Below are 13,800 nucleotides of genomic sequence, written 5' to 3' on the forward strand. Positions count from 1 at the left end.
CTACCCGGCGCTGGTGCGGTCCGCCGCCCTGGAGCGGGCGCAGGGCTGCGCGCACGGGAGGCTGGGGGTGTGGCGGGCACTGGCCGCGATGGCTGGGGCGGACGGCCTGGATGGTCCGGACGGTCCGGACGGTCCGGACGGGGCAGGCGGGGTGGACCGGGGCGAGGTGAACGCGCTGGTGGACCGGATGCGCTGTTTCACCTGGCAGGAGCCGTCGGCCGGGCTGCACCATCTGCACGTCGTGCTGGAGGACCCGGTCGGCGGGGTGTCCTGGGTGGTCAGCGGCTCGCAGGACCTGTGACGAGCGGGCGGGTACCTGTCCGGGCCCGACCGGGAACGTCGGCCGGACGGAAAAACGAGGACCCCCGGTCCGGCGCCGTTTCCGGGGGTTGGTGGGGGCGCCGGACCGGGGGAGTGCGGGGGTCGCTGCCGGGGTCAGACCCCGGCGGTGGCCGCGCCCTGGGTGGCGGTGCCCCCGGTGGGGACAGCCTCGGGGGCGGTCTCGGGAGTGGCCTCGGGGGCGTCGGCCGTGGGGCCGTCCGACGCGGCGGCGGGACCGGAGGCCGCACCGTGGGAGTCGACCAGTGTCAGCTCGTCGAACGGCAGCTCACCGGCCAGCACCCGCCGGGCGCGCTCGGCGTCGATCTCGCCGGTCCAGTGCCCGATCAGCACGGTCGCGACGGCGTTGCCCGCGAAGTTGGTGAGCGCGCGGGCCTCCGACATGAAGCGGTCGATGCCGACGATCAGGCCGACCCCGTCCACCAGCGCGGGCTTGTGCGACTGGAGCCCGCCCGCGAGGGTGGCCAGGCCGGCACCGGTGACCCCGGCCGCGCCCTTGCTCGCGATCACCATGAAGACCAGCAGCGAGAGCTGTTCGCCGAGCGACATCGGCTTGTCCATCGCCTCGGAGATGAAGATCGACGACATGGTCAGGTAGATGGCGGTGCCGTCGAGGTTGAAGCTGTAGCCGGTCGGCACGGTGATGCCGACGACCGGGCGGCTGACGCCCAGGTGCTCCATCTTGGCGATCAGGCGGGGCAGCGCGCTCTCGGAGGAGGAGGTGGAGAGGATCAGCAGGAACTCGCGGCCGAGGTACTTCAGCAGCGCGAACACGTTGACCCCGGCGACCAGGCGCAGCAGCGTGCCCAGCACCACGACGACGAAGAGCACGCAGGTGACGTAGAAGCCGATCATGATGACGGCCAGGCTCTTCAGCGCGGCGGTGCCGGTGGCGCCGACCACGGCGGCCATCGCACCGAAGGCGCCGACCGGCGCGACCCACATGATCATCGACATGACCCGGAAGACCAGTCGCTGCACGTGCTCGATCCCGCGCAGCACCGGCGCGCCGGCCGGGCCCATCGCCTGGAGGGCGAAGCCGGTGAGCAGGGCGACCAGCAGGGTCTGGAGCACCTTGCCCTGGGTCAGGGCGGAGAACAGCGTCTCGGGGATCATCCCGAGCAGGAAGTCGGCGGTCGACTGGGCGCCGCCGGCGGCCGCCTGGGCGTGGCCGGACTTGGCGAGCGCGGCGGTCAGGTGCAGGCCGCCGCCGGGCTCCAGCAGGTTGCCGACGACCATGCCGATGGCCAGCGCGACGGTCGACATGGCGAGGAAGTAACCGAGGGCGAGGCCGCCGACCTTGCCGACCTTCGCGGCCTTGGTCACCGAGCCGATGCCCAGGACGATGGTGCAGAAGATCACGGGGCTGATCATCATCTTGATCAGGTTGACGAAGCCCGTGCCGATCGGCTTCAGCTCCACGGCGAAACCGGGGGCGGCCAGGCCGACCACCACACCCGCGACCACCGCGGCGATCACGGCGATGTAGAGGTAGTGGGTCCGGTCCTTGCGTCTGGGTCCCGCCGCCGCGGCGGCTCCAGTGATCGACATCTGCGGCTCCCTTGCCGTGCAGTCCTGGTGGCCCCGGGGGGATGGGCCGCTCTGACTATGGGCTCCGAGGTGACGGAGGTCACGTTTGCGTTCATAGAGTTCATGAACGGCGCGGGCGGCCCGGATGTCCGACCCGGCTGTCCGGCCCGGAGGCCTAGCCCGCGAATGGTGCGGGCCGGACGGCCCTCGGGGGCGCCCGGGGGCGTGGTGCACACTGGCAGGCATGTCCGAGCGCACCGCCCCCACCGCCCCGCGCCGCCGTTCGCACCGGCCGACGGGCCGCGGTCCCCGGCGGCTGGTCCGCAGCCTGGCCGGGCAGCTGTTCGTCGTCCAGGTGGTGATCGTCGCCGCCGTGGTCGCCGGTGGCGCGGTGCTCGCGTACCTCTTCACCGCCGACCGTGCCGAGGACGCCGCCCGTCGCCAGGTCACCGCGGTCGCGCACGCCGTCGCCGACTCGCCGTCCGTCCGGGCCGCCGTCGGCGCCCCCGACCCGACCGCGGCGCTCCAGCCGTACGTCGAGCAGGTGCGGGCCGACACCGGGGTCTCCTTCATCACCGTCATGGACACCGACGGCGTGCGCTGGACCCACCCGCTGCCCGAGCAGATCGGCCGGACCTACCTGGGGCACATCGACTGGGCGCTCGCCGGGCAGACCCGCAGCGAGACGTACACCGGCACGCTCGGCCCGTCCGTGCGGGTGGTCGCCCCGGTGTGGGACGAGCGGCACCGGGTGGTCGCGCTGGTCAGCGCGGGCCTCACGGTGGAGTCGATCTCCGCGCAGCTGAGCGGTCCGCTGCTCGCCCTGGTGGGGGTGGCGGTCGCCGCGCTCGCGGTCGGCGGCGTCGGTACCTACCTCGCCAACTCCCGGCTGCGGCGGCACACCCATGGGATGGGGCCGGACCAGCTGAGCCACCTCTACGAGTACCACCAGGCGACCCTGCACGCGGTGCGCGAGGGACTGGTCCTGCTGGACCGCTCGCACCGGGTGGTGCTGTGCAACGACGCCGCCCGTGAACTGCTCGGTCTGACCGGCGACCTGGACGGTCGACCGGTGGTGGAACTGGGCCTGCCGGAGGCGCTGGTGGCGGCCGTGCTGGGGGAGGAGCCCGTCCGGGACGAGGTGCACCTGACCGCCGAGCGCGTCGTGGTGCTGAACACCTCCACCATCGGCACCGGCCCCGGCCTCGGCCGGGTGGTGACCCTTCGGGACCACACCGAACTCCAAGCGCTCAGCGGGGAGTTGGACTCGGTGCGGTGCTTCACCGAGGCGCTCGGCGCGCAGGCTCACGAAGCCGCCAACCGGTTGCACGCGGTGGTCTCGCTGATCGAACTCGGCCGCCACGAACAGGCGGTGGAGTTCGCCACCGCGGAGCTCGAACTCGCCCAGCAGCTCACCGACCGGGTGGTCGCGGCGGTGGGCGAGCCGGTGCTGGCCGCGCTGCTGCTCGGCAAGGCCGCCCAAGCCGCCGAACGGGGCGTGGAGTTGACGCTCACCGAGGACAGCAGGATCGACGACGGGGTGCTGCCGCCCGGCCTCTCCGCGCGGGACCTGATCACCGTCCTCGGCAACCTGATCGACAACGCCGTGGACGCCGCCATCGCCGGCGCGGCCGAGAGCCCCGTCCCGCCGGAGGTCACCGTCACGGCGCGGATCGCCGGCGGTCGGGACTGCGGCGGTCGGGACTGCACCGGCGGCGACGGCGAAGGTCGCGACGGCGGTGACGGCGCCGGGGTGCCCGGCGCCTGCCTGCTGCTGCGGGTCGCCGACACCGGCGCGGGGATCGACCCGGGCGCGGTCGAGGACGTTTTCCGGCGAGGCTGGAGCACCAAGCAGGACGGGCATGGGCACGGGCTCGGGCTGGCGCTGGTCGCCCAGACCGCCCGGCGCAACGGCGGCACCGTCGAGGTCGGACGGGAGCGCGGCGCGGTGCTCACGGTGCGGCTGCCGCTGGCCGGACGGCCGGGCGGGCCGGGAGGGCCCGGTGGCGAGCCGGGGGAGCCCGCCGACCGGCCCGGTGGGTCGAGCGGTCGGGAGCGGGAAGGGGCCCTGGCGTGAACGGCACCGCCCACACAGCCGCCGCCGGGGCGGGGATCTCCGTCCTGGTGGTCGAGGACGACCCGGTGGCCGCCGCCGCGCACACCCTCTACGTCCGGCGGGAGCCCGGCTTCCATGCCGCCGGGACGGTCCACAGCTGCGCCGACGCGCTGCGCTTCCTGGACCGGGCCCGCGCCGCCGGGACGCCCGTCGACCTCACCCTGCTCGACCTCTACCTGCCGGACGGCCACGGGCTCCAGCTCTGCCGTACGCTGCGCGCGGCCAGCCACAGCACCGACGTCATCGCGGTGACCTCGGCCCGCGACCTCGCGATGGTCCGGCAGGCGGTCTCCGCTGGCGTCGTGCAGTACCTGCTGAAGCCGTTCAGCGCGGCCGCCCTGCACGACCGGCTGGAGCGCTACGCCCGCTACCGCGACAGCCTCGGGCGCAGCGGGGAGGCGACCGGGCAGGAGGAGGTCGACCAGGCGTTCGCCCTGCTCCGTACGCCGGAGCGCAGCACCCTGCCCAAGGGGCTGAGCGCGCCCACCCTGGACACCGTCGCCTCGGTCCTGCGCGAGGCGGCCACCGGGTTGTCGGCGGCGGCCGCGGGTGCGGCGGCCGGGGTCTCCCGGATCACCGCGCGGCGCTACCTGGAGCACCTGGTGGAGACCGGGTGCGCGGTGCGGGAGCCGCAGTACGGGAGCGTCGGGCGGCCGGAGCTCTGCTACCGGTGGCGGCACCGGGCCTGAGGGGCGGGGCCCGAGGAGCCGGGCCTGAGGCACCGGACCTGCGGGGCGGGGCCTGATCGTCGGGTTCGGCCGGTGCGGGCCGGGCCGTGACCTTTCCGCGCGGCGCTCGTTGGAGGAACCGGGGGAGGTTCACTCACTCGGGTGGTTCTGGGACCCCGAGGGCATTCCGCCAGGTCAAGGGCAGTAAAGTTAGGCTTACCTAACTTCCCCTGGGGGTTTCTCGTGTCGCTCGCTGCCGTACCCGTCCAGGCCGCCTCCGGAGCCCCGGCCGCCGGTGAAGCCATCCTGCGCCGTCAGCGCGTCCGCGAGTCCGCAGCCAGAACCTACGCCCGCTCCTTCCCGATCGTCCCGGTCCGCGCCCACGGCATGACCGTCGAGGGCGCCGACGGGCGGCGCTACCTGGACTGCCTCTCCGGCGCCGGCACGCTCGCCCTCGGCCACAACCACCCGGTGGTGCTGGAGGCGATCCGCCGCACCCTCGACAGCGGCGCCCCGCTGCACCTGCTCGACCTCGCCACCGCCGAGAAGGACGACTTCACCAGCGCGCTCTTCGAGAGCCTGCCCGCGGAGTTCGCCGCCCGCGCCCGGGTGCACTTCTGCGGACCGGCCGGGACGGACGCCGTCGAGGCCGCGCTCAAGCTGATGCAGACCGCCACCGGCCGCTCCGGCGCGCTCGCCTTCACCGGCGCCTACCACGGCATGACCGCCGGCGCCCTCGCGCTCACCGGCAACGTCGCGGTCAAGGAGCCGCTGCCGAGCGGCGGCGAGGTCGCCCGGCTGCCCTACCCGTACGGATACCGCTGCCCGTTCGGGGTCGGCGGCGAGGCGGGCGCGGACCTCGCCGCGACCTACGTGGAGCGGCTGCTGGACGACCCCTCGGGCGGTGTGGTCGCGCCCGCCGCGATGATCCTGGAAGCCGTCCAGGGCGAGGGCGGGGTCGTCCCCGCGCCCGACGGCTGGCTGCGCGAGATGCGCCGGATCACCGCCGAGCGCGGCATCCCGCTGATCGTCGACGAGGTGCAGACCGGAGTCGGCCGCACCGGCGCGATGTGGGCGATCGAGCACAGCGGCATCGTCCCGGACGCGATGGTCCTCTCCAAGGCCATCGGCGGCAGCCTGCCGCTCGCCGTCGTCGTCTACCGCGAGGACTACGACGGCTGGCGGCCCGGCGCCCACACCGGCACCTTCCGCGGCAACACCCTCGCCATGGCCGCCGGGGCCGCGACGCTGCGCCACGTCGCGGCGAACGGGCTGGTCGAGCGGGCCGCCGTCGTCGGCGAGCGGATGGCGGCCCGGCTGCGCGAACTCACGGCCGAACTGCCGGTGATCGGCGACGTGCGCGGCCGGGGGCTGATGCTCGGGGTCGAACTGGTCGACCCGGCGGCCGAGCCCGACGCGTGCGGCGCCCGGCCGGCCGACCCGGCGCTCGCGGTGCGGGTCCGGGAGGCGTGCCTGGCGCGGGGGCTGATCGTCGAGCTCGGCGGGCGCCACGACGCGGGGCTGCGACTGCTCCCGCCGCTCACCATCACCGACGAGCAGGTGGCGGCGGTGCTGGAGCGGCTGGCGGAGGCGATCGCGGCGGCGTCCACGGGTGGGCCGACGGGTGGTTCGGCGAATGGTTCGGCGGGCGCGCCGACGGTGCGGGGCAACCGGTGAGCGGGCCCGGATCCGGCCCCGTCGGGCTCCCCCGGGACGGCGCCGCCACCGACGCCCTGGCGGGCGGCGCGGCCGGTCCTGGCGCGCTCGGACCGCTGCTGGCCACCGTCCTCGACTCCCTGGAGACGGGCGCCGCCATGCGCTCCGGACCGGTGCCGGCGGGCAGCCCGGCCGAGATCGCCGCACTCGTCGACGAGGCCCTGGCCACCGACGACGGACCAGGCGCCCTCGCCCGGCTCACCCAACTGCTCGCCTACGGCGCCGCCGACCCCGCCGACCCGGCCTGCGCCGCGCACCTGCACTGCCCGCCGCTGGCCGTCGCCGCCGCGGCGGACCTCGCGGTCAGCGCCCTCAACCCCTCCCAGGACTCCTGGGACCAGGCCCCCGCCGCCACCGCCCTGGAGAGCACGCTGCTCGCCGAGATCGCCGGGCTCGTCGGCTACGACCCGCAGCGCGCCGCCGGCGTCCTCACCTCCGGCGGCACCGAGTCCAACCTCATGGGGCTCATGCTGGCGCGCGACCAGAAGCTCGACGGCATCGTGGAGCTGGACGGCATCCCGGCCGGCGTCCGGCCCTGCATCCTCGCCTCCGAGGCCGCGCACTTCTCCGTCCAGCGCGCCGCCGCCCTGCTCGGCCTCGGCGAGCGGGCCGTCATCCCCGTCGCGGTCGACCGCGGGCTGCGGATGCGGGAGGACGAACTGGAACGGGCGATGGCCGAGGCCAGCTGGGCCGGACGGACCCCGATCGCCGTGGTCGCCACCGCGGGTACCACCGACACCGGAGCCGTCGACCCGCTCTCCGCCGCCGCCGACCTCGCCGGCCGCTACGGCGCCTGGCTGCACGTGGACGCCGCGTACGGCGGCGGGGCGCTGCTCTCCGACCGGCTCGCCCCGCTGCTCGACGGCATCGCCCGCGCCGACTCGGTCTCCCTCGACTGGCACAAGCTCGGCTGGCAGCCGGCCGCGGCCGGGGTCTTCCTGGTGCGCCGCGCCGAGACCTACGTCTCGCTCGCCCGCCGCGCCGAGTACCTCAACCCGGTCGACGACGAGCAGGCCGGCTACCCCAGCCTGCTCGGCCGCTCGCTGCGCACCACCCGCCGGGCCGACGCCTTCAAGCTCGCCGTCACCCTGCGCACCCTCGGCCGCGACGGACTCGGCCGCCTGGTCGACTCCTGCCACGACCTCGCGCTCGCCGCGGCCGACGCCGTGCGCGCGGACCCGGCGCTCGAGCTCTACGCCGAGCCGGTGCTGACCGCCGTCCTCTTCCGCTACCGGCCCCCCGGTGTGACGGACGAGGCCGCGCTGGACGAGGTGAACGGCCGGCTGCGGCGCCTGCTGCTGCGCACCGGCCGGGCGGTGGTCGGCCGCACCGAACTCCCGGGCGACGGTCCGGGCCGGGTCCGGTTGAAGCTCACACTGCTGAACCCCCACACCACGGTGGGGGAGGTCGGCGCGCTGGTGCGGGAGGTGGTGGGCGCCGGCCGCAAGGTCGCGGGCGAGCGGGCCGGGTAGGGCCGACGGAGGTTCCGTGGGGGCTCCGGGCGGGCGGGCCCCGGCGTCAGCCGGCGAGGAGGATCGACCGGGTGAGCTCCCAGGTCTCGGGGTCGGCGGCGACCAGGAGGCCGTCCTCGCAGCCGGGGGCCTCCGGGCGGTACGGGGTGCCGTCCGGGCGGGCGGAGACGCCGCCGGCCTCGGTGACCAGGAGGGAACCCGGGGCGTGGTCCCAGGGGAGGGTGCGCCAGTAGAGGAGGAAGTCGAAGCGGCCGTCAACGACGTCCGGGTACTCGATCCCGGCGGCGTGCCGACCGGGGGAGATCTCGCCGAAGGCCGCGATGTTGTCCTGGAGCCGGCGGCGGTGCGCGGCGTCGAGGTAGCGGCTCTTCACTGAGCCGCGCAGCTTCGCGACGTCCTTCGGTGCCGGGGGCCGGGTCAGGCGCACGCCGTCGCGCCAGGCGCCGGAGCCCAGCTCGGCGCAGTAGGCGGTGGCGGTGGCGGGCTGCCAGATCCAGGAGGCAACGGTCCGGCCGGAGCGGACCAGGGAGCACATCACGGCGTACTCGGGTCTGCCGGCGACGAAGTTGGCGGTGCCGTCCACCGGGTCGACCAGCCAGGCCGCCGGCTCGTCGTGGAGGGCCAGGGCGAGCGACGGGTCGGCGGAGACCGCCTCCTCGCCGACCACGGGGACGGGCAGCAGTTCGTGCAGTCGACGGGCGATGATCGCCTCGGCCTCGCGGTCGGCGACCGTGACGATCTCGCCGGGGGCCTTCTCCATCACCTCGCCGGCGGCCAGCGCCCGGAAGCGCGGCTCCACCACCTCGGCCGACGCCTCGGCGAGTATCTCCGCCACCTTGTCCATCAGCACGTTCGCGCTCCCTTCGCTGCCTACCACTCTCCCACGAGCGGAGGAAGGGGGCGGCGGCGGTCCGGGGCGGTGGAACGGCTGACGGCCTACGGTTGATGGCCAACAGATGACAGCTGACAGATAACAGATAACAGCTGACAGATTTCGAAATCTGTCAGCTGTTCGCCCCCGGCCGTCGACGGCCACTTCGGCGCGTCCACGCCCGCGGCCTTCGGGCCACTTCGACCGGCGGGACCGGTGAGCCGACCGGTGGAGTTGGGCATGGTCATCGGGTGCGGTGATGCGTTGTAAGGTGAGCCTCACCTTAATCGATCATGCGGAATCGATCTCGGGAGTGCCCATGGTTCCCGGAACACCCCTGCCCGTAGCACCCTGCGCGTCCTCCGCGCTGGTCGCCGACTACCGGCGGCTGCGGGAGCTCTGCCCGGTGCTGGAGCTGCGCCTGCTCGACGCCGCCGAGTCCGCCCCGGGCGCCGCCGACGGCTGGCACTCCGGAGCCGAACTCGCCACCGACGAACGGGTGCTGGCCGCCGTCCTGGCGGGTGCGGAGGCCCGCATCGCCGACGAGCACGGCCGCGCCCCGCGCCCGCACGTCACCGCCTCCCGGCTGCTCCACCACTACGTCTGGTCGGCCTGCCTGCTGATCGCCGGCCCCTGGCACCTCGCCCGCCGGGTCCCCGTCGTCGACCCGGCCGACCTCTGGCTGCACGCCCCCACCGGCGCGCTCGCCCTGCGCCCGCGCGGGTACGTCACCCTCCCCGGCGACGACGAACTGCGCGCCGAGCTGCGGGCCACCGTGGTCGCGCACCTCGGACCGGTGCTCGCCGCGTTCGCCGGTCCCACCCGGCGCCGCGACCGGGCGCTCTGGGGCATGGTGACGGACGATCTGGCCTCCGCCCTCTGGTACCTGGGGCGGATGCTCGGCGAGGAGGGTGTCGCCGTCGCCGCCGCAGGGGAGGGCGCCGCCGTCGCGGTCGCCGAGGAGGACGCCGCCGTCGCCGCCGCCGAGGCCGTCCTGCCCGGCGGCACCCTGCCGCTCCCCGGCGGCGCCGACTTCCGCCGCCTGCACACCCCCGACGGGCGCGCCCACCACACCCGCACCCGGCTCGCCTGCTGCCTCTACTACGCGGTCGGGCCCGCGGCCACCGCCTGTCTGACCTGCCCGAGGACCTCCGACGAGGAGCGGCTGCGGCGGCTCTGACGGTCCGTCCACAGCCGGGCCGCGCAGCCTGGTTCGCTGTCAGTGGCATCGGCTATGGTCGCCGACATGATCGATTCCACCACGCGGGTCCGGATCGCCCGCCCCTCGCGCGACATCGCGGCGGCCGAGCGCTTCTACGTCGACGCCCTCGGCCTCGCCGTGCAGTGGCGCAGCACCGAGCGGGTGTCCGGCGAGCACGACCTGCTGATGGTCGGCCCGCCCGGCGGCAGTTGGCACTTCGAGCTGACGCACGACCCGGAGCGGCCGCTGGAGCCCACCCCGACGGTGGACGACCTGTTCGTCGTCTACCTCGGCGCCCCGGCGGACGAGGCCCTGGTCGCCCGGCTGGAGGAGGCCGGCGGCACCCGGGTCGCGTCCCACAACCCGTACTGGGACGAGCACGGCGTGACGATAGCCGACCCGGACGGCTACCGGCTGGTGCTCTGCTCCCGCACCTGGGGGGCCTGAGCCCCCGGCTCCCGGGGCGCCCGGCTGGCCGTACCCGTTCCGATCCCCTCGCGCTCCGCGGGGCCGGGCGCACGTCCTCCGGCCCCGCCGGGCAGCACCGCCACGCCCCGGTCCAGGTCCACGCCGAAGTGCGGCGGAGCTCCGGCCTGTTCGTCGTCCCGGAGCACGAGCTGCTCCCGCTTCTGCTCGACCTGCACCTGCTTGCCCGGGCTGAACAGCGCGTGCAGCTCCTCCAGCCCGCCGGCACCCGTTCCCACCCCGGGCCCGCGCCGCCGCGGCCGCGACAAGGACTCTCCCTGGACCTGCCACACCGCCAGCAGCACCAGCCCCAGCACCGCCGCGACCGTCGCCGCCACACCCACGATCCACCCCATGCCCGCTCAACGCGCTCACGGGGCCACGGCGTTCCCCCGGGCGCACACGTGGGCGCGCCGCGGGTACGTCGCGGATTCAACGCGGGTTCGACGCGGCCGCACTGTGGCGTAAAGCGCACGGGCGGGCGGCGGGTCCACCGGATACGCTGCCGGACGAATCGGAAGGAGCACCCTCACCATGCTCGTGCGCGGAACCCTCGTGGACATCCCGACGGCGGACGGCACCGCCGACGCCTACCTCGCCCACCCCGACGACGGCCGGGCCCACCCGGGCGTCATCCTCTTCACGGACGCCTTCGGCCTCCGGCCGCACGTGGAGGGCATGGCCGACCGGCTGGCCGCGGCCGGGTACGCCGTACTCGCCCCCAACCTCTTCTACCGCGCCGGCCGCGCGCCGGTCTTCGACCTGCCGGAGCGCATCGACCTGGAGCAGGCCGACGAACTCTTCGGCCGGATCTTCCCGCTGATCGAAACGCTCACCCCGGACGCGAACTCCCGCGACGCGGACGCGTACCTGCGCTGGCTCGCCGAGTCCCCGCTGGTCCAGGACGGCCCGGTCGGCCTGACCGGCTACTGCTTCGGGGCCATGCTGGCGCTGCGCGCCGCCGCCAGCCACCCGGACCGGATCGCCGTCGCGGCCGGGTTCCACGGCGGCAGGCTCGCCACCGACAGCCCGGACAGCCCGCACCTGGGCGCCGACCGGATCACCGCGGAGCTGTACTTCGGCCACGCGGACGAGGACCCGTCGCTGCCGCCCGAGCAGATCGACCGGCTCGCCGCGGCCCTCTCCGCCGCCGGCGTCCGGTACCGGGCGGAGGTCTACGCCGGCGCCCCGCACGGCTACACCCAGGCCGACACCAGCCGCTACGACGCGGTGGCGGCCGAGCGGCACTGGGAGGCGCTGCTCGGGCTGCTGAAGCGGGCCCTGCCTGCCTGAGGGGCCGTCGGAGAACTGTCCGAGGCCGGTCTGATGATTACCTGAGACCGGTCCCGGACAGGTCTGATGACTGCCCGAGGCCGCTCGCAGGCCGGTCGGAACCAGGCCCGGGGGAACGGGGCCGAACGAGGGATCCAGGGGGACGGCACATGAACACCAGTCAGGGCACGCGGGGAAAGCCCGCCGGGCCGGGTCTGCGGAGCGTCCAGGAGGCCGTCGCGCGGGCGCTCGGCGAGCACCTGCCCGGCGGCGTGCGCACCGGCGAACTGGACCGGGACGGACGGGCGTTGCGCTGGGTGGAGGCCGGCCGGGGCGGCGCCGTGCCGGTGGTCCTGATCGCGGGCGCCGGGACGTCGGCGCTCACCTGGTCGGCCGTCCTGCCCGAACTCGCCCGGTACGGGAGGGTCGTGGCGTACGACCGGGCCGGGCTGGGGGCCAGCGAGCCCGAGCGGTCCACCGCCCCGACGCTGAACGGCCAGCTCGCCGACCTGGCCGCCCTCGTGCGGCACCTGGACGCGGGCCCGGCCCTCCTGGTCGGGCACAGCTGGGGCGGCCAGCTGGCCCAACTCCTCGCCTGGCAGCGGCCGGAGCTGGTGGCCGGGCAGGTGCTCGTGGACCCGGCGCACGAGGAGTTCCAGCCGCGGTCCATCCAGGTCGCCGAGGCCGTGCTGAACCGGCTCTGGCTGTACCGGCTCTGGCTGTACCGGACGGCGCTGTCGCCGACCTCGCCCGAACCGGAGGAGCCGCTCGCCCGGGCCGAGGCGGCCGTGATCGCGCACCGGCACCAGCGGCGTGCCCTCCTCGCCGAACTGGGGCTGACCGCCGCCGCCGTCCCCGAGCTCCGTCGTCGCCGCGCCGGGGCTCCGCCGACCGAGGCGCCGCTGGCCGTCCTGAGTGCGACCCGGGGGCTGCCCAGGGCGATGCGCGTCCGCTGGACCGCCCTCCAGGCGGGTGTCGCGAGGAGCGCCGTCCGGGGGACGCACGGCACGGTGCTCGGCGCCGGTCACGCCATCCAGGCCGACCGGCCCCACGCGGTCGTCTCGGCTGTCCGGGAAGTCGCGGACCGTGCTCGATATTTCCTCAAGGACTGACAACTCGCGCCCAATTCCTTTTCGGACCTGCACGACTGAGTCCACGACACCCTCTGGCACACTGTGTGCCGACGACCCGCGGGGGTGGGGTCATGACACGGGGGAGCAGGGGTATGAGCGGCGCGGGCACCGTGCTCGGCGGGCGGTACGAGCTGGTCGAGAAGATCGGCGGCGGCGCCATGGGATCGGTCTGGAAGGCCGAGGACACCGTGCTGGCGCGCAGGGTCGCGGTCAAGATCCTGCGCTCGGAGCTGCTGGAGGACGACACCTCCGCCCAGCGCTTCCGCCGCGAGGCCCAGCTGGTCGCCGCGGTCGACCACCCCGGTGTGGTGGGCGTCCACGACTACGGCGAGAGCGGCGGGGACGGCGAGGAGCGCTGCGCCTACATCGTCATGGAGCTGATCGACGGCCGTCCGCTGGACCGGGTCCTCAAGGACACCGGACCGATGGGCGTCGAGCGCACCCTCGACCTGGTGGCCGGAGCCCTGGACGCGCTGCACGCCGCGCACCAGCGGGAGATCGTCCACCGGGACATCAAGCCGTCCAACCTGATGGTGCGTTCGGACGGCCGGGTGGCCATCACCGACTTCGGCATCGCCCGGGCGCTCGCCAGCACCAAGCTCACCGCCCCGTTCGCGATCATCGGCACCGCGCTCTACATGTCCCCGGAGCAGGCCGAGGGCGTGAACCTCGGGCCGGCCACCGACCTGTACTCGATCGGCGTGGTCTGCTACGAACTGCTGGTCGGCGAGCCGCCGTACTCCGGTGACGGGCCGCTCCAGATCGCGCTCAAGCACGTCAACCAGCCGGTGCCGGAACTGCCGGACACCTTTCCGGCGCCGGTACGGGCACTGGTCGCCCGGGCTCTCGCCAAGAAGCCCGAGGAGCGGTACGCGGACGCGGCGGAGATGGCGAGGGCGGTCCGGGCGGCGCTCGCGGGGGAGGGCTTCGCCGGCGGCGGGCAGACGCCGGGGAAGGCCGGCGCGGCCGACAGCGGGACCCTCCCGCTCCGGCCCGGTGCGGGCCCGGCGGCCGAGG

At 75.1% G+C, this 13,800-nt stretch carries 12 protein-coding genes and 1 pseudogene; 10 read left to right on the forward strand and 3 right to left on the reverse strand.

Annotated elements, in window-relative coordinates; genetic code table 11:
- Positions 1-301, forward strand: a pseudogene (locus tag AE652_RS15015) (hypothetical protein); the annotation flags it as partial.
- Positions 302-435: 134 nt separating this feature from the next.
- On the opposite strand, the gene AE652_RS15020 reads toward AE652_RS15015, so the two are convergent.
- Positions 436-1,890: a cation:dicarboxylate symporter family transporter gene (locus tag AE652_RS15020; protein WP_082345736.1), complete on the reverse strand. Its 1,455-nt coding sequence runs from the start codon at positions 1,888-1,890 to the stop codon at positions 436-438.
- A 223-nt stretch (positions 1,891-2,113) separates the two neighbouring features.
- Between AE652_RS15020 and AE652_RS15025 the strand changes: the two genes are divergently transcribed.
- The 4 genes from AE652_RS15025 (at position 2,114) to AE652_RS15040 (ending at position 7,841) form a co-directional block, all read left to right on the forward strand.
- A complete protein-coding gene (locus AE652_RS15025; protein WP_063780163.1) occupies positions 2,114-3,946 on the forward strand; it encodes an ATP-binding protein in 1,833 nt (610 codons plus the stop codon).
- Positions 3,943-4,674: a response regulator gene (locus AE652_RS15030; protein WP_049651870.1), complete on the forward strand. Its 732-nt coding sequence runs from the start codon at positions 3,943-3,945 to the stop codon at positions 4,672-4,674. The genes AE652_RS15025 and AE652_RS15030 overlap by 4 nt, the downstream gene beginning before the upstream one ends.
- A 222-nt stretch (positions 4,675-4,896) precedes the next feature.
- On the forward strand, positions 4,897-6,330 hold the full coding sequence (locus AE652_RS15035) for a diaminobutyrate--2-oxoglutarate transaminase (RefSeq protein ID WP_049651871.1): 1,434 nt from the start codon (positions 4,897-4,899) through the stop codon (positions 6,328-6,330).
- The gene (locus AE652_RS15040; RefSeq protein ID WP_234348391.1) at positions 6,327-7,841 is read left to right on the forward strand and encodes a pyridoxal-dependent decarboxylase; all 1,515 of its coding nucleotides are present in this window, start codon (positions 6,327-6,329) and stop codon (positions 7,839-7,841) included. The genes AE652_RS15035 and AE652_RS15040 overlap by 4 nt, the downstream gene beginning before the upstream one ends.
- Before the next feature lie 46 nt (positions 7,842-7,887).
- Here the strand turns inward: AE652_RS15040 and AE652_RS15045 are convergent, their stop codons facing one another.
- Complete coding sequence (locus AE652_RS15045; protein ID WP_049651877.1) at positions 7,888-8,685, reverse strand: inositol monophosphatase family protein; 798 nt, start codon at positions 8,683-8,685, stop codon at positions 7,888-7,890.
- A gap of 346 nt (positions 8,686-9,031) precedes the next feature.
- Between AE652_RS15045 and AE652_RS15050 the strand changes: the two genes are divergently transcribed.
- Positions 9,032-9,892 (forward strand): (2Fe-2S)-binding protein, encoded by an 861-nt coding sequence (locus tag AE652_RS15050; protein WP_053112070.1) that lies wholly within the window; start codon positions 9,032-9,034, stop codon positions 9,890-9,892.
- Between the two features lie 66 nt (positions 9,893-9,958).
- A complete protein-coding gene (locus AE652_RS15055) occupies positions 9,959-10,360 on the forward strand; it encodes a VOC family protein (protein ID WP_049651879.1) in 402 nt (133 codons plus the stop codon).
- Here AE652_RS15055 and AE652_RS43110 read toward each other — a convergent pair.
- Positions 10,321-10,734 (reverse strand): DUF6191 domain-containing protein, encoded by a 414-nt coding sequence (locus AE652_RS43110; protein ID WP_053112071.1) that lies wholly within the window; start codon positions 10,732-10,734, stop codon positions 10,321-10,323. The two genes, AE652_RS15055 and AE652_RS43110, sit on opposite strands and share 40 nt — an antisense overlap.
- Before the next feature lie 178 nt (positions 10,735-10,912).
- Between AE652_RS43110 and AE652_RS15065 the strand changes: the two genes are divergently transcribed.
- From AE652_RS15065 to AE652_RS15075, 3 genes are all read left to right on the forward strand, one after another.
- Positions 10,913-11,671 (forward strand): dienelactone hydrolase family protein, encoded by a 759-nt coding sequence (locus tag AE652_RS15065; protein WP_049651872.1) that lies wholly within the window; start codon positions 10,913-10,915, stop codon positions 11,669-11,671.
- A 149-nt stretch (positions 11,672-11,820) separates the two neighbouring features.
- Positions 11,821-12,762 (forward strand): alpha/beta fold hydrolase, encoded by a 942-nt coding sequence (locus tag AE652_RS15070; protein WP_049651873.1) that lies wholly within the window; start codon positions 11,821-11,823, stop codon positions 12,760-12,762.
- A 113-nt stretch (positions 12,763-12,875) separates the two neighbouring features.
- Positions 12,876-13,800: protein kinase (locus tag AE652_RS15075; RefSeq protein WP_159028453.1), on the forward strand; the 925-nt coding region annotated here is incomplete at its 3' end.

This window comes from Kitasatospora sp. MY 5-36 (assembly GCF_001182915.1).
Classification (GTDB): Bacteria; Actinomycetota; Actinomycetes; order Streptomycetales; family Streptomycetaceae; genus Kitasatospora.

Bases quoted from the DNA above. Each gene is read 5' to 3' on its own strand.
- AE652_RS15020 (WP_082345736.1), bottom strand. From the start codon at position 1,890: ATGTCGATCACTGGAGCCGCCGCGGCGGCGGGACCCAGACGCAAGGAC.
- AE652_RS15025 (WP_063780163.1), top strand. From the start codon at position 2,114: ATGTCCGAGCGCACCGCCCCCACCGCCCCGCGCCGCCGTTCGCACCGG.
- AE652_RS15045 (WP_049651877.1), bottom strand. From the start codon at position 8,685: ATGGACAAGGTGGCGGAGATACTCGCCGAGGCGTCGGCCGAGGTGGTG.
- AE652_RS15050 (WP_053112070.1), top strand. From the start codon at position 9,032: ATGGTTCCCGGAACACCCCTGCCCGTAGCACCCTGCGCGTCCTCCGCG.
- AE652_RS15055 (WP_049651879.1), top strand. From the start codon at position 9,959: ATGATCGATTCCACCACGCGGGTCCGGATCGCCCGCCCCTCGCGCGAC.
- AE652_RS43110 (WP_053112071.1), bottom strand. From the start codon at position 10,734: ATGGGGTGGATCGTGGGTGTGGCGGCGACGGTCGCGGCGGTGCTGGGG.
- AE652_RS15065 (WP_049651872.1), top strand. From the start codon at position 10,913: ATGCTCGTGCGCGGAACCCTCGTGGACATCCCGACGGCGGACGGCACC.
- AE652_RS15070 (WP_049651873.1), top strand. From the start codon at position 11,821: ATGAACACCAGTCAGGGCACGCGGGGAAAGCCCGCCGGGCCGGGTCTG.